The organism is Lentisalinibacter sediminis (genome assembly GCF_040706615.1).
Lineage (GTDB): Bacteria > Pseudomonadota > Gammaproteobacteria > Steroidobacterales > Woeseiaceae > Lentisalinibacter > Lentisalinibacter sediminis.
Window position 1 is genome coordinate 1 of record NZ_JAPDRF010000008.1, and the last position, 16,739, is coordinate 16,739.

The window sequence follows — 16,739 nt, forward strand, 5'->3', positions numbered from 1 at the left end:
CTCGTCCAGTGAGGTCGGGAAAAGCGTCCCCTGCGTGCGCGACTCGCCCCGTACGTAGCTCATAAAAAAATACCCGCCACTTGCGTGACGGGTATTTTCTATCGCCTGCGCCTCTTTGTCAGGGGTTTTGACACACCCTGCGGGGGCGGCCTTTTCGCGTCACGGGATCTCGCGAAGCGCGAGCCTCGATCAGTAGCGGTCGCGACGCTGGGGTCGGTCCTCGCGCGGGCGCGCCTCGTTCACACGCATGTTCCGACCCTGCAGGTCCTGCTCGTTGAGCGCCTCGATGGCTGTCGAAGCAGCGCTCGAATCCGGCATCTCGACGAACCCGAATCCTTTGGAACGGCCCGAGAACTTGTCCATGATCACGTTTGCACTGGAGACTTCACCATACTCGGAGAAGACCTCGCGGAGGTCGTCGGAGGTCACGCTGTAGGCCAGGTTACCGACATAGATATTCGTCATCTTTCAATCACTCTGCGGTCCGTAGAACAACACCGTCAGGGCAGCCAGACCGCCGAGCTTCTGACGGAAACCGGGCCGGGGTTCGGCCCACTTCACGCTGCGCAGAGCGGACCGTGAAATACACGGAATCCCGTCATACGCCGTCGCAGTGTACTCCCGGTGCTGTCGCCACACCAGATTTATTTATCATCCGCCTTCGGAGAATTGCGGTCCGCGCGGTCAGCCGCCGGTCGGTGGCTATTTCTTCTTCTTCGTCGTCCGCGGCGGCCGGGAGGCCTCTTCGTCTTCCTCCGTCTCCATCGTCGCATCGGGCGCCTGGCGGCCGCGCAGCGCCGTGCCCACGGCTTTGCCGAGGAAGCGCTGCACCTGCGCCGAGGTCTCCAGACCCTGGCTGACCCAGGCGTTGAAGAGCTTCGATGCATCGAAATTCTTGATGTCGTTCTCCACCCGCTTCTGCAGCGCGTCCACCGCCTTCTTCTGCAGCCCGCTCACGTCCGGCAGCCCGAGGCTGTCGCGGAATTCCTTCGGGGTCAGGTCGAATTCGAGCTTGATCTTCATGCTGTCTTCCTCTGCGTTGCCGCCCGCTCAGTGTGCCAGGCGATAGTTACGTTCGTCGAAGTGGCGGGTCCGCCACCAGTACTCCGGCGTGGTGCCGGCCCAGTTGTTGGTTATGCGGCCGTGGTCCATGTACCAGCTGCGTCCCACCAGCGCCCAGGCCTTGTGTTCCAGGCGCCGCTGCAGCTTCTCGTTGTACTGCCGCTGCACGTCCTCCAGTACCTCCACGCGCTCGGCGCCCCGCTCGCGCATCAGCTCCAGGCACTCCACGATATAGCGCGTCTGGCACTCGATCATGATGATGATGGAGGAATGGCCCAGATTGGTGTTCGGGCCGTAGGTCATGAACAGATTGGGGAAACCGGCCACCGTGATGCCGAGGTACGCCTGCGCGCCCTCACTCCAGGCATCGCGCAGCGCGCGGCCGTTCGCACCGGTGATCTCCATCGGCGCGAGGAATGGGTTGGTGCAGAAGCCGGTGGCGAGGATCAGCACATCGGCCGGGATCTCGCGCCCGTCCCGGGTGCGCACGCCGCTCGCCGTGATCCGCTCGATGGACTCCGTCACCAGTTCCACGTTGTCCCGGTCCAGCGCCTCGTAGTAGTCGTCCGAGAACAGGATGCGCCTGGCCCCGAACGGGTAGTCCGGTATGAGCTTCTCGCGCAGCGCCGGGTCGCGGATGGTCTCCTCGACGTACTTTCGCGTCTGCCGCCTGCCCCACCATTTGTACAGCCGGTTCAGCCCCATCATCGGGTAGAGCACCAGCTCGCTAATCAGCCAGATGCGCAGACGATAGAGCCGCTGCAGGAACGGCACGCGCTGGCCCAGCCACTTCTCGAACTCGGTGTACTCACGGTCGTTCTTCGGCAGCATCCAGTTCGCCGTGCGCTGGAAGACGGTGAGCGAGCGCACCTTCGGCGCGATCTGGGGCACGAACTGCACCGCGCTGGCCGCGTTGCCGACCACCACGACGTCGCGCCCGGCAAGCTCGACGTCGTGTTCCCAGCGGGCGGAGTGAAACGAGGGTCCGGCGAAATCATCGAGGCCTGGTAACTCCGGCACGAAGGGCCGGCTGAGCTGACCGACGCCGGTCACGAAGACGTCGAAGACCTCCTCGGAGGCGTCATCAAGCGTCAGATGCCAGCGGCACTCGCCGTCGTCCCAGCGCGCCTCCTCCACTTCGGTGTTGAGGCGGATGTGCGGATACAGCCCGTACTTCGCCGCGCAATACTCCATGTAGCGCAGGATCTCGGGCTGGTGGGACCACTTGTGGGCCCAGCGCGGGTTCGGCTCGAAGGAATAGGAATACAGCGCCGAGGGGATGTCGCACTCGGCACCCGGATAGGTGTTGTCTCGCCAGGTGCCGCCGATGGCATCGGCCTTCTCGAACAGGGTGAAGTCCTCGAAGCCGGCCTCCCGCAGCTTGATGCCCATGCACAGACCGGAGAAACCGGTACCGACTATGGCGATGCGCATGGCGCCCCTTCGCTTGCAGGCTGTTCGGTCTCCATAGGCCGCCAGTCTACCGAATTCGGGGCCCGGCGATAATGCGTCGTCGCAGCGCGGCCGCAGTCTGCTCATGCCATAATGAGCACGATCGCGTCACAAGAGGGCCTATGGAACTCTTCTACATCCTGCTCGTACTGCTGCTCGTCACCCGTGTCTTCGGCGAGTGCGCGAAACGCTTCAGCCAGCCCGTCCTGGTGGGCGAACTCCTCGCCGGCGTCATCCTCGGCATCCTCGCCACCAGCTTCAGCGAGACTTTCCCCGTACTCGCCGACGTGAGCCACAACGAGGTCTTCAAGGCCATCACCGAGCTCGGCATTTTTTTCCTGATGCTGCTCGCCGGCATGGAGATGCGGCCGAAGGATCTCACTGAGGCGTCCGGATCCGCGGCGGCGGTCGCCATCGGCGGCATGGCGCTGCCGCTGGCCCTGGGAATGGGGCTCGGCTGGCTCTGGCTGCCGGAGTCGGACTGGCGTTTCGCCCAGATGCTGTTCATCGGCGTCGCGCTGTCGGTGACTGCGGTGCCGATCACCATCGCAACACTGATGGATCTCGGCAAGCAGAACACCGCCGTGGGCAAGATCATCGTCTCGGCGGCGGTGTTCGACGACGTCATCAGCCTGTTCCTGCTCGCGATACTGACAGCACTCCTGCAGAGCGGCGGCGGCCTGACGGCGGACACCCTGCTCGTCCTCGGCGGCAAGGTGCTCGCCTTCTTCGTGCTGGTCACCCTAGCGGGCCGTTACCTGATGCCGCTGAGCGGGCGGCTCAGCGAGCGGCTGCATATCGGCCACATTGAGTTCAGCGTGCTCATGGCCTGGGGCCTCGGCTTCGCGGTGCTGGCCGAGTCGCTGGGCATGCATTTCATCCTGGGCGCCTACGCGGCAGGCCTGTTCTTCAAGCGCGACACCATCGACCCGGAAGTCCATGAGGTGCTCTATCGCCGCATCGAGACCTTCTCCGCCGGCTTCCTCGCACCCATCTTTTTCGCCTCCATCGGCATGGCGATCAAGCTGGAAGCGCTCACCGCCGTGCCCGGTTTCCTGCTGGCCATGATCGCCGTGGCTTTCCTCGGCAAGCTGGCAGGCGCCGGTGTCGCCGCGCGACTCACCGGTCTCTCCAACCGCGATTCGCTGGCCACCGGTGTCGGCATGAATGCCCGCGGTGCCGTCGAACTGATCGTGGCCGGCATCGCGCTGGAGGCAGGCCTGTTCTCCCATCCGGAGCCGGTGCCCGAGGTGGTGGGCAGCCTCTTCTCGGCCATCGTCATCATGGCGGTGGTGACCACGGTGGCCTCGCCCATGTGGCTGCGCTGGCTGCTCGGGAGTGGCGACAGAAACTGAGGGCGCGCCAAGGGGTCTCAGCGCAGGGATTCCTCGTTGCGGATCTCCATCAGCGCAAGCATGCGCGCCGCATACCGTTCCGGCTCCTCGACGAAGAGCCGGCGCCCGAGGCTCCACGCCTCCGCCCGCAACCCGCCGCTGCGGCGCCGGCTGAGGGCGATCAGCGCGGCACGCTCGGCGGCGGCTCCGCCGGCCTCCTCCTCCAGCGTCGCGCGCAGCACCGCAAGATCATGGTCGTCGCCGAGGAGATCGCTCAGGTGTTTCGTCTCCTTGTAGCGTGCCTTGATCACCTTCGGCCAGATCGGCGTCAGTAACCGCAGGTGGTAGCGGTGGTATTTCACCCGTTTGCGCCACTCGTGGAAGTCGCGTGACGTGCCGTCGTCTGCCGCCACCCCCATGGCCCTGCGCGCCCGCTTGTAGGTCTTCGCAAGTCCCGCCTCCAGCGCGTCCACCCCGACCGAATCGAGCCGCCAGCCTTCGATGCGTGCCAGCGCCGCCGGCAGCTCTGCGCGGATCACGTCCACTTTTTCCCGTGCGTCGCACTCCTGCGTCATGGTCTCGCGCCGCTTGCCGAGCCATGCATCGATGCCGCTGTAGGCGTCCTCGTCCAGATCGTCGGCGTAGTGTTGCAACAGAGCCGCGACGGATTCCTGCATCGAGGTCGCATCGCGCAGCGCGGAGAGCTCGCCGGCCAGATCCCGGAACCAGGCGTTCTCGGCGGAATAGTCCGGGAAGCCCGGCCGTACCAGGCGGATGAGTCCGCGGATCTTCTTGCAACGCTTGCGGAACTCGTGCACGGCCTCGTGCAGGTCATCGTCCGCGCCCTCGAGGTCCTCTATCGCTTTCGCCACCTGTTCGCTGGCCACACGCTTCAGGAACTCCTCGGTGCTTTCGTTCTCCAGCAGCCGATAGGCCATGGGCGGGTTCTCCGTCGCTAACGTTGACCGCACTGTGGCATACCGCCGCCGCAGCGATAAATACGGGGAAGCCGGCCCGCCCGCGGCACGGTCCCGCCGTCCCGGCTATCATCGGGCTGCCATCGACGCGGACCCCAGACCCTGACTTCACCGGAACCCGGAAACCAGACCGTAACGCCAGCCGATGCCGTCTCGCCCGAGCGCAGCGGCTTCCGCTGGGTGATGCTGGCCGGGGTCTCCCTGCTGTACGGCTGCTTCGGCCTGCTGATGGCGGCCACGGCGGTGCTGGTGACACCCATCCGCGCCGACCTCGGCCTCTCCGGCGCGGCGATGGGCACCATCCTCGGCGCCTGGCAGTTCGTATATCTCTTCACCGCCATCCCGGCGGGTTCACTCCTCGACCGCTTCGGGCTTCGTCCCTGCCTGCTGGCCGCCGCTCTGATCCTTGCCGCCTCGGCCGCGCTGCGGGCGCTCGCCGACGACTACTGGACCCTGCTGATCGCAATGATGGTCTACGGGGTCGGCGGGCCGCTCATCTCCATCGGCGCCCCGAAGCTGGTCCGGCGGTGGTTCGATGACCGCTCCCGCGGCTTCGCGATGGGCATCTACACCTCCAGCACCGCCATCGGCAGCATCCTCGGCCTCACCCTCAGTAACGCCGTGCTGATGCCGCTGGTGGATTACCGCTGGCGCACGGTCTTCCTCATCTACGCCGCGGTCCTGCTGGCGGCCGCGCTCATCTGGTTCGCCATCATGACGCGGCCGACGAGCCGCCTCGGCCAGCGCCGCAGACCGGGCGCTTCGATGATCGACATCGGCCTGGTGGTCGAACTCGTGCGTTTTCCGTCGGTGCGAAACGTGCTCCTGCTGGCCGCCGGCGTCTTCCTGTTCGCCCACTCCATGGGCGCCTGGCTGCCGGAGACCCTGCATTCGCTGGGCTACAGCCTGGCCGCCGCGGGCGCCTGGTCCGCCGTGCCGGTCGCCGTCGGCATCGTCGCCACGCTCGTCATCCCCCGGCTGGCGGTCGGGCCGCGCCGGGTTACCCTGTTCGCGCTGCTCTGCATTGTCGGCGCGATATCGCTGCTCGGTCTCTACAGCGAGTCACGGGCGCTGATGACCACCAGCCTGGTGCTGCAGGGCATCTCGCGCAGCTGCATCTTCCCCATTGCCATGCTTCTGCTCATGGAAAGCCGGCGCATCAACAGCGACAACATGGGCGCGGCCGGCGGCCTGTTCTTCACCGCCGCCCAGGTCGGCGGCGTGCTGGGGCCGGTGCTCTTCGGCGTGCTCGTGGACGCCACCGGCGACTATCGCTATCCGCTCTGGTCCCTCGCGGCCGTGTGCATCGCCATGGCGGTGTGGGTGCGACGGCTGCGGTGATGCGGCGGAATGGTTTGGCACCGATATTTCGGACCAGTTGATTAGGTCCCCATGGGCCGGTTTTCGTACTGTACGGGACTGAGATAGCCCAGGTAAGCATGTGAACGTCTGGAGTTATAAAACCGCTCGATGTAATCAAAGATATCTGCCTTTGCTTCCTCCCCGGTTTTGTACTTCATCCACTTGCAGCGCTCCCGCTTCATTGAGGCGAAGAAGCTCTCCACCACTGCATTGTCGTAGCAGCTGCCACGAGCGCTCATGCTGCACTCGATGCCGTTATCCGTGCAGATATCGCGGAAGTCGTCACTCGTATACTGCGGGCCACGATCGGAGTGATGTACGAGCGGACCGTCAGGCTGACGGTAGCCAAGTGCCATAGTGAGCGCCCCGACAACCACTGGTTACCGGGAGGTCGCTGCCGTCGATCTTCGCGGTTACCCACGATTACGTCTTTTGTCACATTCCGAATAAGGTTGAGCGACGAAGTGCGCTACGGCTCTGCGTGAATGGACGACGCCATAATGCCGGACGGAGAAGGGACAAGAGCTGCAATAGTGGTGATCAGACGGTCGGCCCGGATACTCGGGGTAGTGCTCGCCGGTTTCCTGCTGTTTATGTTCCTTGGATACTCCCTGGGCGAACGTAATCCACTATCCGGCCCACTGGAGCCATTCGCAGCAATCGGACTGGCGCTGATGGGCGCATACATCGTTGCGATGTTCCTGGCGCTCAAATGGGAACGCACAAGCTCTTTCCTCGGCACGATCGTTCTCGGGTGCTTCTTCATAATCATGTTCCTGGGACTGCTCCCCGGAAACGTCTCAGGTGGCTTCAGCGCCAGAGGCGTCCTGAATCCAGTCTTTCTGGCTTTATGGCTGCCGATCCTCTTGTACTGGATCTGCTGGAGACTCGAAAAGCGGCGTAGCAGCTGACTCGGATCGAGACTCCGAACCACGGATAGAGAAAGCGATGGACGACCTCCAACTCCTGATCGACCTGCACAAGGACGGCCAACGCCAGGGGCCGGGCGGAGACGCCGAAACCCGTCTGGCGGTTGCCCTCTCCGGCCTGAAAGGATCCAAGGACCTGAGGATCGCGGACATCGGGTGCGGGACCGGCGCCTCCACGCTCTTGCTGGCCGGCACTCTCGACGCTGACATCACGGCCGTCGATTTCCTGCCGGAGTTCCTGGCCGGACTCGAGGAGGCGGCTGACCGCGCCGGCGTCGCGGGTCGCATCACGACTCTGTCCGCCTCCATGGAGTCGCTGCCCTTCGAACAAGGCGCGTACGACGCCATCTGGGCGGAGGGCGCGATCTACAACATGGGCTTCGCGGCAGGGGTGGAGGCGTGGCGCGCGTATCTGAAACCGGACGGCATCCTCGCGATATCGGAGCTGACCTGGCTGACCAACCGGCGCCCCGCAGAACTGCAGAAACACTGGGAACGGGAATACCCCGAGGTGGACACGGCCTCCGCCAAGATGGCTGTCCTGGAGCGCCTCGGCTTCTCTCCGATCGGGTATTTTCCACTACCCGAACACTGCTGGCTCGATAACTACTATCGACCGATGCAGGAGCGCTTCCCGGCATTCCTGGATCGGCACGGCAATTCGGAGGCGGCACAGGCGATCGTGGCCGCCGAGGAGACCGAGATTTCGCTTTACGAGCGCTACCGGTCCTTCGTCAGCTACGGGTACTACATCGCACGAAAGGTCGACAGCTAACCCGCGCGGAGCGCGTTCAGCACGATGGTGACGGATGACAGCGCCATGGCTAGCGCGGCCACGGCCGGATGGACCCATCCCGCCATCGCTGCCGGGATGGCGACGCTGTTGTAAGCGATCGCCCAGGTCAGATTCTCGCGGACGATCCTGCGCGCACGGCGGGTCAGGTCGAACAGCGCCGGCAGCGCCGTCGCATCGGCTTCGACGAGCGATACCGCTGCCGCCGAGCGCGCCGCGTCGGTGGCCTGACCGACGGCAACACCCAGGTCGGCCGCGGCCAGTGCGGGGCCGTCGTTGATGCCGTCACCGACGAACGCCGTCGTCGCACCCGCCTTGCGCGCCTGCGCGATGCGGCGGACCTTTTCCTCCGGCGTCAGCCCTGCGTGCGCCTCACAGCCGAGCCGGGCGCCGATACGAGCGACCGGGCCCTGACCGTCGCCGCTCAGTATGACCGGCGCCAGTCCGCGCGACCGCAGGGACCGGATCCCCTCTTCGATACCCGGGCGCAGTGCGTCTTCCAGATCGACGACACCGATGAGGCGACCGTTGCGGGCGACACCCGCGCGTGTCGCGGACGTTGCGGGCAGTGCGGGGATATCGACGCCGGCGGCCCGCAGCCAGTCGATGCTCCCCACGACGATCGTTCCCTCGCCCCGCGCCCAGCGGACACCGCGGCCCGGTGACTCGTGGAGTTCGCCCTCGGCTGCCGCTGCGGCGAGCGCCGCAGCGGACATGCCGGATTCCTCCGCGGCAGCCACCAGCGCGCGCGCAATCGGATGCGGCGAGGCGTGCTCCGCCGTGGCCGCGGCACGCAGCACCTGCCGCTCATCGGCGCCGCCGCAAACGTGCATGGCGACCACCCCCGGCCTGCCGAGGGTCAGCGTGCCCGTCTTGTCGATGAAGACGCAATCGGGCACCGCCGCGGCGGTCACCGCATTCAGATCGCGCAGGATGATGCCGCGGCGTGCGGCAGCCGCCGACGCCGTGAGGCCGACGATGGGGGCCGCCAGCGACAAGGCGCACGGGCAGGCGATCACGAACACCGCGAGCGCACGGACGGCAGCTTCCGACGGCGTGCCGCCCGCAGTGAGCACGAGGGCTGCGCCTGCCGCTGCCGCCAGGACGGACAACCACAGGAAGTGACGTGCGACGGTGTCCGCGGCCCGCTGCCAGGCGGGACGGGCGGCCAGCATCTCTCGCACCTGGCGCGCGAGGCCGTCGATGCGGCGCTTGCCGGCGGAAGCGGTCACACGGAGGTCGCAGGCACCGTCTATCACGTACTCGCCGGCGTGCAGGCTGTCGTCCGGACCCAGCGTGACCGGATCGGACTCGCCGGTCAGCAGGCTGCGATCGATGCGGGCGCGGCCGGCGAAGATGCGCCCGTCCACGGCGAGCCGTTCGCCCGTTCCGACGCGGACCGCATCGCCCGGGCCGACCTCCTTCAGGGCGACACGGCGGCTGACGCCGTCGTCATCCACGACCGTCAGCCTCGTCGGAGCGAGTTCGAGCAGACCCACGACGGCATCCCGGGCCTTGCGCCGCACGCGCAGATCCAGCAGTCGGGCGATCAGCTGCAGGCTGACCAGCGCGACCGCCACTTCGAAATACACCTCCGCCCCGCCGGACAGCAACGCGATCCCGGAGAGAATGAGGCTGCCCGCCACGCCGACAGTCACCAGCGCATCGACACCTGCGACACCGTGCCGCAGCGTCGCGATACCCATCCGGTAGAACGGCAAACCGGCATAGAGTACGACGGGCAGGGAAAAAAGGCCGGCCGCAAGCGCGAGCCCGTAACGGGACGATGGATCCGTTACCACGTCGAGATACAGCACGATCGATGGCAGCATCGCCCACATGCCGAAGAAGAGCGCCACGATGAGGCGCAGACCGAGATCCCGCGCCGGATCGCCCGCGGGTGACCTGGCGGCGCTATCGTCGCCGATCAGCCGCGTGTCGTAGCCCAGCCTGCGCACCGCATCGACGAGCGGCGCCGTGTCGTGCGCGCCCGGCTGCCACTCCACCACGGCGGCATCGGCCGCGAAATTCACGGCAGCACTGGCGACCCCCGGCTGCCGTGCCAGTACCGCTTCGACACTGGCCGCGCAGGCCGCACAGAACATGCCGTCGACGGTGAGTACGTCGCGACGCGCCGCGCTCAACTACGGTCCTCCGTCCGGCGGGAAGACTTCGTCGAGTTCCGCGCCGCCCTGCCAGGTGCCGCGCTCCGGTAATCGGTCGCGGCCGGCGCCGACCTGATCCGCCTTGATGGGAGCGCCCGCATTGCCCCAGGACGTGCGGATGTAAGTGAGCACGGCGGCCAGCTCGGCGTCGCTCAGCTGCGGGAATGCCGGCATCACGCCGTTGTAGGCCTCGCCTTTCACGACCATTTCGCCCTGGACGCCGTGCAGGAGGATCTGGACGAGCCGCTCGTCGTTCTCGAGCACCCAGCGCGACTCCACCAGCGGCGGGAATACGCCGGCAAGTCCCATGCCGTTGGCCTGATGGCACGCGGCGCAGTTGCCGGCATAGACGACGCTGCCGTCAACGCCGCGTCCGGCGACGGTCGCGACCGCGGTGCGCCGGTCGCCTGCGGCCACCGGATAGCCGGTGTTCTGGAAGTAGTACCAGGCACCCCAGGCGAGCAGCAGGATGGAGATGACAGCCAGCTCGCGGGGGACCGGACTCTGCAATTCCTCAGGCTCGTCGCGTTCGCGCCGTCTGACCTTATCGTCCCGATCACTCATCGCCTTCCTCGCTGACGGGCAGTACGTCCACCGGATAGGTCCTGTCGAGTTCCCTCAGGTACTGGACCAGGGCCAGCGCGTCGCGTTTCGCGATGACAACGCCGTTCGCCGGTGCATAGTCCGGAGGCAGCGGCACGGTGACGTCGTCTGCGGCGGGCGCATCGACGACCTGGAACAGGAACGGATAAGAGGGCATGGTGCTGCCCGGCGAGACCGCCCGCGGGTTATACAGATGCGCGAGATGCCAGTCGAGGCTCGGCTGGCGCGCGCCGATATTCAGGAGATCCGGCCCGGTGCGCATGGAGCCGAGCAGGTGCGGCGAGTCGTAGATGAAGTCCGCGGGCACGGCCGCCCGGCCCCAGCCGCGCTGGCCATCGGGCGCGACCGAGGGATCACGGGGCTGCTGGCTGTGGCAATAGACGCAGCCGAGGCTGACATAGACCTCGCGGCCGCGCTCGGCCCGCTCGGAGTAAGGCTGCAGGCCCTCCGGTGCGCGGGTGCTGCCCTGCAGCTGGATGGCCGGCATGACCACGATCATGAGCGCTGCGAAGAGCAGGATCATGGCGGCTGCGGCGACGATACCGAGCGCGCGGGTCATGATGTCGTCCTCCCCGCGGCGTCGGCCGGCAGGGGCCGGAAAAGCGTCGCCTCTTCACGGACCGGCCGGCCGCGCAGCAGCGCCACCAGGGCATGCACAACGAACACGATGTGCCCGAGGGTCATCAGTCCACCGCCGACCGAGCGCCAGAACAGATAGGGCTTGGTGAGATTGACGGACTCCATGAACGGCCGCGTGGCATCGAGCATCGCGACTCCCTGCAGCCAGCCGCCGATGCTGAGCGGGATGAAGTAGACGCCGAAGCCGACGAAGACGAGCCAGAAGTGCGCCGCAATCGCGCGGGGGTACGGCCATTCACGCCCGGTGAGACGCGGCAGGATGAAATAGATGCTGCCGAACATGATCAGCGAGTAGAAACCGTAGAGGCCAAGATGCGCATGGGCCACCGTGTAATGCGTGAAGTGGGTGATCGTGTTCACCTCACGGAGCGACTGCAGCGAGCCCTGCACCGACGACAGCGTGTAGGCGATGGCGCCGAGTGTTACAAAGCGCAGCGTCGGCGAATACACGAGCAGCCGCCAGTGTCGCGCCACCGTCATGTGGTGATTGATGGCGACGGCCAGCACCGGTATCACCATCATCACACTGTGCACGATGGAAATAGTCACGGCCCAGGTGGGCACCGGCCCCCCGATGAGGTGATGCAGGCCCACTTGGGAATAGAACAGCGCGAGCGCCCAGAAACCGATCAGCGACAGGCTGTAGGAGTAGATCGGTGTGCCGACGATCTTCGGGATGAAATAGTAGGCCGCGGCGAGACCGAGCGGCGTCATCCAGAGGCCGAGCACGTTATGGGCATACCACCAGTTCAGCATCGACTGCTCGACGCCGTTGAACAGGTCCGGGACGTTCGCGGTGACGAACAGCATCGGGAACCAGATGAGCGCGGCCAGCAGGTACCAGCTGCTGACGTAGAGATGCTGCACACGCCGCTCGAGCAGGGAGAGGATCAGCGGCACCGCGGCCAGCGCGCCGCCAATGACGAGGGCGATGTCGATGGGCCAGGGGAACTCCAGCCATTCCATGCCATCGGTGTAACCGGCCAGGAGCGCCGCCGTGCCGGCCAGGACGCCGAGATTCCAGATGATCGCGCCCCTCGTCGCGTAGGTGGCACCCTGCAGCCGGACCTTGAACAGTCGCGGGATAAGCCAGATGCCGACCCCGACACCGGCCATCGACGCCCAGCCATAGGCGACCACATTCAGGTGGGCGGGCCGTATCCGACCGAAGGTGAGCGCCGCGTCCCCGACGAGCCACTCCGGGATGTGCAGCTTCAGCGACGCGATCATGCCGAGCGCGGAGCCGACCAGCAGCCAGACCAGGGAAGACGACAGCCACCAGACCACAGGCACGCGGGATGATCGATCCGCCTGTGCCCGGGCCTCGAGTTCTTCCTGCTGACCCTCCCGCCCGGGCTCCTCGACGGCGCCGCGTTCGCGCTGCATCTCACGGCGCGCGGCCTGCGGCGTCGCCGGATCCTCCACCCGGCCGACCTCGCCCGGCCCGAAGATCGTGCGCGCGGCACGTGGCCCCATGGTGAACTGGTCGTTGGCCAGCGCCCAGATCAGGAGCGCCAGTCCGCCGACCGAGATCAGGAAGGTGGCGGCCAGCAGGAATGCGATGGCTGTGGTCATGGATGCCTCTGGAAGTGGACACCGGCCCCGACAACGAATCCGCGAGGAACCGGCACCCTGGCGGTTACTTGATTCGCTTTTCGACGGAGAGGTTGCGCCGGATGAGTGGCGGCGGCGCTGTCGGCCAGTGGACAGGTATTGTCGAAGAATCCAGGATCGGGCCTGAAGGCCCTCCTACAGCGGTTCGGCGCGGTTCTCTGCCCCGTGCTCGCCGAGATTGCCGTAGCGGTGATAGTCGTCGCTGATGCTCTGTTCGCGCAGATACCCGATCAGCTCGATGCGGCCTTCGGCCAGCACCGGCGTGCGCACGATGTAGACACCGGTCTCGGCGGATGCGCGCAGCAGTGTCTCCGGCACGCGCTCCGGGCGCGCGTAGCGTAACCGGCCCACGGTACCGGCCCGCATCATCCGCACCAGATCCTCGTCGGACTCGCGCACGAACTCGATGCCGCCGGCCCAGGATTCCGTCAGCGTCTCCAGCCGCTCCACCACGGTGCTTTCCGTCCCGGACGGCACGCTCACGACCGCTCTCGCGCCGACAACGTGCGCCGCGACCGCGCGCGCATAGACCTCGAACACGCTGTCGTCGGGATGCACGCGGATGCGCACCACCGGCACCGGCAGGTAGCGGCGGATGTTGTCCTGGCCGAGCAGCCGGAAGTGATCATGCTCGCGGGCGAATTCCTCGCGGTAATTGCGCTGGTAGCTGGCGCAGGCACGGATGAGCCGGTCGATCTCGTGGTCCGGGAACGAGGAGCCGCCACGCACGTCCGCAAGGGCCTGCTGGAACTCAGCCACCGGGCCCTCCGTCACCGCCGTCTCCTCCAGGTCACGGTCCCTGAAGTCCATCAGCTGGGCCACGTAGTTCGGGCCGCCGGCCTTGATGCCGGGACCGAAGGCGGACTTGCCGAAGCCGCCGAACGGCTGGCGCAGCACCACCGCGCCGGTCGTCACGCGGTTCACGTACAGGTTGCCGGCCGCTATGGCGTCTTTCCACTCGGCCTGCTCGCGGTCGTCCAGGCTCTCGATGCCCGAGGTCAGTCCGTAGCCGGTCTGGTTCACGAACTCGATGGCTTCGTCGAGATCACGAGCCATCATCACCGCCAATACCGGCCCGAAGAACTCGGTCATGTGGGTATAGCTGCCCGGCGTCACGCCGTACTTCACTCCCGGCGACCACAGCTGCGGGTTGTCCGCATCCACCCTGGGCTCCACCGCCCACTCCTCGCCGGGTTCCAGCGTGGTCAGCGCGCGGTGCAGGTCCTCGCCCGGCGGCGTCACCAGGGGACCGACCCGCGTACGACGATCCCACGCGGGGCCCACCGGCAGACTCTCCACCGCATCGCTCAGCATGCGCCGGAATTCCTCGTCGGCGTAGACCTCCTCCTCCAGGACCAGCAGGCTCGTGGCCGAGCACTTCTGGCCGCTGTGGCTGAACGCGGAGTGCAGGATGTTCGCGACCGCCTGGTCCCGGTCGGCCAGGGCGGTAACAATCGTCGCGTCCTTGCCGCCGGTCTCCGCCATGAGATTCATGTCGCGGCGGGCATCCAGCATGGTGAGCGCCGTATCCGTGCCGCCGGTGAGGATGACGGCATCCACCCGCGCATCGGCGACGAGCTGCGCGCCCACGCCCGAGCCCCGGCAGGGCATGAACTGCAACGCCTCTTTCGGTACGCCGGCGGCCCAGAAGGCCTGCGCGAGTTCCCAGGCCACCAGCACGGTGGCCGAGGCCGGCTTCAGGATGACGCAGTTGCCGGCGGCGAGCGCGGAAGCCACGCCGCCGCAGGGGATGGCGATGGGGAAATTCCACGGCGGCACCACGGCCACCACGCCCTTCGGCTTCGCCTCCACCCCCGGCAGGCGATGGAAGTACAGCGCGCTGCGGCGGTAGAACTCCACGAAGTCGATGGCCTCGCTGACCTCCGGGTCCGACTCCGGGATGGTCTTGCCGCCGTCCGCCATGGCGGCACCAATCAGGCGCGAGCGGGCCAGCCGCAGGTTGCCGGCCACCTCGCCGAGGATCGCGCAGCGCTGTTCCGGCGAGCGCGACCGCCAGCCGGCCGGATCCGCCTCGGCGCAGGCGAGTGCATCCTCGAGATCGGCCTCCGTGGCGTCCGGATAGCGCGCCACCACCTCGCCGGGCCGGGAGGGGTCGCGGCATTCCTTCGCTGCGCGATCGCCGCGCCGCTCCTCGCCGGCGATCACCAGCGGGAGGTCCATGGCGGCATCGCCGCGCACCTGCGACCACTCGGCGATCAGCGTCTTCGCCCATTCGACGTTCTGGGGCAGCGAGAAGTCGGTGTCGGGCTCGTTGTTGAACGTGACGAGCTCCGGTGCCGACGTCACCGGCCCCCGCTCCTCGACGCGGCGGTCCTGGGTGCGGCGCGGCCCGTCGGACAGGGTGTCGATCAGCAGGAACGAGGCCAGGAACTGCTGCTCCAGCTCATGCCACTCCTCGCTGCCCACCTCGATGCGGAAGGAATGGGCCAGGAAATTGTCCGGGCCGGTGTTCTCGTCGAGCCGGCGCACCAGGTAGCCGATGGCGTGGATGAAGTCCTCGCGCTTCGTGGCCGGCGCGTAGAGCAGCAGATTCTCGGTGAGCTCGTTCAGAGCCCGGCGCTGGTGATTGGCCATGCCCTCGAGCATCTCGAACTGCACCCGGCTGAGCGCGCCCTCACGGGCGGCGAGGATCAGCGCATAGGCCACGTCGAACAGGTTGTGGGAGGCGACGCCGAGATGCACGGCCACCAGGCTCTCCGGCACCATGCCCTCGTGCAGCATGCGCTTGAAGTTGGCATCCACCTCGGCCTTGGTCTTGTAGGGCGCCTGGGGCCAGCCGCGGATGGAGGCCTCCACCCGCTCCATCTCGAGGTTCGCGCCCTTCACCAGCCGGATGGTCACCGGCGCGCCGCCGGCCGCCACCCGCCGCCTCGCCCAGGTGTTGATGCGCTTCTGCACGAGGTATGAATCCGGGATATAGGCCTGCAGCGCGATGCCGGCACCCGTCTGCTCCAGGCCCGGGCGCTCCAGCGCTCGCATGAACGCCTCGGAAGTGACGCTCATGTCCCGGTACTCTTCCATGTCCAGGTAGACGAACTTCGGCACCTCGGTGCCGTCACTGCGGGTGAAGCGCCGCGCCGAGGCCTCCCGGTAGAGCTTCTCCAGCCGCTCGCTCAGGACCTCGACGGTGTTCTCGAAGGCGAGCGAGGAAACCTGAGAGTAGATGGTGGACGCTTTCACGGAGATGCATTCGATCTCCGGCCGGGCCAGGGCCGCCAGGTAGCCGGCGAGCCGGGCGCTGGCCGCTTCCTCGCCGAGCAGCGCCTCGCCGAGGAAATTCACGTTCATGCGCAGGCCGGTCTTCTGCCGGGCCTGCAGGTGCTTCGGCAGCACGTCCTCCTCGGCGGGCAGAATCACGTTGGCCGTCTCCTGGCGCATCTTGTCCTGCACCAGCGGCACGGCGACGCCCGGCAGCCAGCCGCCGAAGGACTGGAAGCCGCGCAGCATCGCGCGATCGAAGGGTGTGAAGAACCGGGGCACGCCCTGCACGTCGAGGATATGGGTGAGCTGATCGACCGCGCGGCGCGCGCGGTCCGAGCGCATGGACTGATCGGTCATCTGCATCAGCGTCGCCTTGTCGTGAGGCGACGCCATCATGCGGGCGAGTTCGTGCTGCTGCTTGCGCTCGGCCGGGGTCTGCAGCGCCGTGGCGCGGCGCTGGAGCAGACGTGCGAGCGCCACCGCCTGCTGGGCAAGCGATGGCGCTTCGGCGTTTTCGTCGAACGGCAGATCCGCCAGCAGGGTCGAGAGGTCGCCCGTCAGTGGCTGCGCGGATTTGCCGACCATGT

14 protein-coding genes are annotated in these 16,739 nt (G+C 66.9%); 4 read left to right on the forward strand and 10 right to left on the reverse strand.

Going from position 1 to position 16,739, the window contains the following annotated elements:
• Window positions 1-189: 189 nt before the first annotated feature.
• From ACJMKX_RS16560 to ACJMKX_RS16570, 3 genes are all read right to left on the reverse strand, one after another.
• The gene (locus tag ACJMKX_RS16560; RefSeq protein ID WP_405227888.1) at window positions 190-465 is read right to left on the reverse strand and encodes an RNA recognition motif domain-containing protein; all 276 of its coding nucleotides are present in this window, start codon (window positions 463-465) and stop codon (window positions 190-192) included.
• A gap of 237 nt (window positions 466-702) precedes the next feature.
• Window positions 703-1,023: a DUF6489 family protein gene (locus tag ACJMKX_RS16565; RefSeq protein WP_405227890.1), complete on the reverse strand. Its 321-nt coding sequence runs from the start codon at window positions 1,021-1,023 to the stop codon at window positions 703-705.
• A 27-nt stretch (window positions 1,024-1,050) separates the two neighbouring features.
• Window positions 1,051-2,496, reverse strand: a complete 1,446-nt coding sequence (locus tag ACJMKX_RS16570; protein WP_405227892.1) for a flavin-containing monooxygenase — start codon at window positions 2,494-2,496, stop codon at window positions 1,051-1,053.
• A 140-nt stretch (window positions 2,497-2,636) separates the two neighbouring features.
• Here ACJMKX_RS16570 and ACJMKX_RS16575 point away from each other — a divergent pair, with 140 nt between their 5' ends.
• On the forward strand, window positions 2,637-3,869 hold the full coding sequence (locus ACJMKX_RS16575) for a cation:proton antiporter (RefSeq protein ID WP_405227894.1): 1,233 nt from the start codon (window positions 2,637-2,639) through the stop codon (window positions 3,867-3,869).
• A gap of 17 nt (window positions 3,870-3,886) precedes the next feature.
• On the opposite strand, the gene ACJMKX_RS16580 is transcribed toward ACJMKX_RS16575, so the two are convergent.
• Window positions 3,887-4,786 carry a CHAD domain-containing protein gene (locus ACJMKX_RS16580; RefSeq protein WP_405227896.1) on the reverse strand — a complete coding sequence of 300 codons (900 nt, stop codon included), beginning with the start codon at window positions 4,784-4,786 and terminating at the stop codon, window positions 3,887-3,889.
• Between the two features lie 222 nt (window positions 4,787-5,008).
• Between ACJMKX_RS16580 and ACJMKX_RS16585 the strand changes: the two genes are divergently transcribed.
• Window positions 5,009-6,166, forward strand: coding sequence for an MFS transporter (locus tag ACJMKX_RS16585; RefSeq protein WP_405228075.1), 1,158 nt, complete (start codon window positions 5,009-5,011; stop codon window positions 6,164-6,166).
• Between the two features lie 41 nt (window positions 6,167-6,207).
• Here ACJMKX_RS16585 and ACJMKX_RS16590 read toward each other — a convergent pair whose 3' ends face one another.
• Window positions 6,208-6,564: an IS3 family transposase gene (locus ACJMKX_RS16590; RefSeq protein WP_405227898.1), complete on the reverse strand. Its 357-nt coding sequence runs from the start codon at window positions 6,562-6,564 to the stop codon at window positions 6,208-6,210.
• 108 nt (window positions 6,565-6,672) lie between these two features.
• Here ACJMKX_RS16590 and ACJMKX_RS16595 point away from each other — a divergent pair, with 108 nt between their 5' ends.
• Together ACJMKX_RS16595 and ACJMKX_RS16600 are read left to right on the forward strand one after the other, a co-directional pair.
• On the forward strand, window positions 6,673-7,098 hold the full coding sequence (locus ACJMKX_RS16595; protein WP_405227899.1) for a DUF7670 domain-containing protein: 426 nt from the start codon (window positions 6,673-6,675) through the stop codon (window positions 7,096-7,098).
• Between the two features lie 37 nt (window positions 7,099-7,135).
• On the forward strand, window positions 7,136-7,891 hold the full coding sequence (locus ACJMKX_RS16600) for a class I SAM-dependent methyltransferase (protein ID WP_405227901.1): 756 nt from the start codon (window positions 7,136-7,138) through the stop codon (window positions 7,889-7,891).
• Here ACJMKX_RS16600 and ACJMKX_RS16605 read toward each other — a convergent pair.
• From ACJMKX_RS16605 to ACJMKX_RS16625, 5 genes are all read right to left on the reverse strand, one after another.
• On the reverse strand, window positions 7,888-10,053 hold the full coding sequence (locus tag ACJMKX_RS16605) for a heavy metal translocating P-type ATPase (protein WP_405227903.1): 2,166 nt from the start codon (window positions 10,051-10,053) through the stop codon (window positions 7,888-7,890). The genes ACJMKX_RS16600 and ACJMKX_RS16605 overlap by 4 nt on opposite strands.
• A complete protein-coding gene (locus tag ACJMKX_RS16610; protein WP_405227905.1) occupies window positions 10,054-10,638 on the reverse strand; it encodes a c-type cytochrome in 585 nt (194 codons plus the stop codon).
• Window positions 10,631-11,236, reverse strand: coding sequence for a cbb3-type cytochrome c oxidase subunit II (locus tag ACJMKX_RS16615; protein WP_405227907.1), 606 nt, complete (start codon window positions 11,234-11,236; stop codon window positions 10,631-10,633). Before ACJMKX_RS16615 ends, ACJMKX_RS16610 begins: the two co-directional genes overlap by 8 nt.
• On the reverse strand, window positions 11,233-12,891 hold the full coding sequence (locus ACJMKX_RS16620) for a cbb3-type cytochrome c oxidase subunit I (protein WP_405227909.1): 1,659 nt from the start codon (window positions 12,889-12,891) through the stop codon (window positions 11,233-11,235). The genes ACJMKX_RS16615 and ACJMKX_RS16620 overlap by 4 nt, the downstream gene beginning before the upstream one ends.
• A gap of 174 nt (window positions 12,892-13,065) precedes the next feature.
• Window positions 13,066-16,737 carry a bifunctional proline dehydrogenase/L-glutamate gamma-semialdehyde dehydrogenase gene (locus tag ACJMKX_RS16625; protein ID WP_405227911.1) on the reverse strand — a complete coding sequence of 1,224 codons (3,672 nt, stop codon included), beginning with the start codon at window positions 16,735-16,737 and terminating at the stop codon, window positions 13,066-13,068.
• Window positions 16,738-16,739: the final 2 nt, after the last annotated feature.

Coding starts and splice junctions, on each gene's coding strand:
- ACJMKX_RS16625 (WP_405227911.1), bottom strand. CDS start 16,737: ATGGTCGGCAAATCCGCGCAGCCACTGACGGGCGACCTCTCGACCCTG.
- ACJMKX_RS16620 (WP_405227909.1), bottom strand. CDS start 12,891: ATGACCACAGCCATCGCATTCCTGCTGGCCGCCACCTTCCTGATCTCG.
- ACJMKX_RS16615 (WP_405227907.1), bottom strand. CDS start 11,236: ATGACCCGCGCGCTCGGTATCGTCGCCGCAGCCGCCATGATCCTGCTC.
- ACJMKX_RS16585 (WP_405228075.1), top strand. CDS start 5,009: ATGCTGGCCGGGGTCTCCCTGCTGTACGGCTGCTTCGGCCTGCTGATG.
- ACJMKX_RS16575 (WP_405227894.1), top strand. CDS start 2,637: ATGGAACTCTTCTACATCCTGCTCGTACTGCTGCTCGTCACCCGTGTC.
- ACJMKX_RS16595 (WP_405227899.1), top strand. CDS start 6,673: ATGGACGACGCCATAATGCCGGACGGAGAAGGGACAAGAGCTGCAATA.
- ACJMKX_RS16560 (WP_405227888.1), bottom strand. CDS start 465: ATGACGAATATCTATGTCGGTAACCTGGCCTACAGCGTGACCTCCGAC.
- ACJMKX_RS16600 (WP_405227901.1), top strand. CDS start 7,136: ATGGACGACCTCCAACTCCTGATCGACCTGCACAAGGACGGCCAACGC.
- ACJMKX_RS16580 (WP_405227896.1), bottom strand. CDS start 4,786: ATGGCCTATCGGCTGCTGGAGAACGAAAGCACCGAGGAGTTCCTGAAG.
- ACJMKX_RS16610 (WP_405227905.1), bottom strand. CDS start 10,638: ATGAGTGATCGGGACGATAAGGTCAGACGGCGCGAACGCGACGAGCCT.
- ACJMKX_RS16565 (WP_405227890.1), bottom strand. CDS start 1,023: ATGAAGATCAAGCTCGAATTCGACCTGACCCCGAAGGAATTCCGCGAC.
- ACJMKX_RS16570 (WP_405227892.1), bottom strand. CDS start 2,496: ATGCGCATCGCCATAGTCGGTACCGGTTTCTCCGGTCTGTGCATGGGC.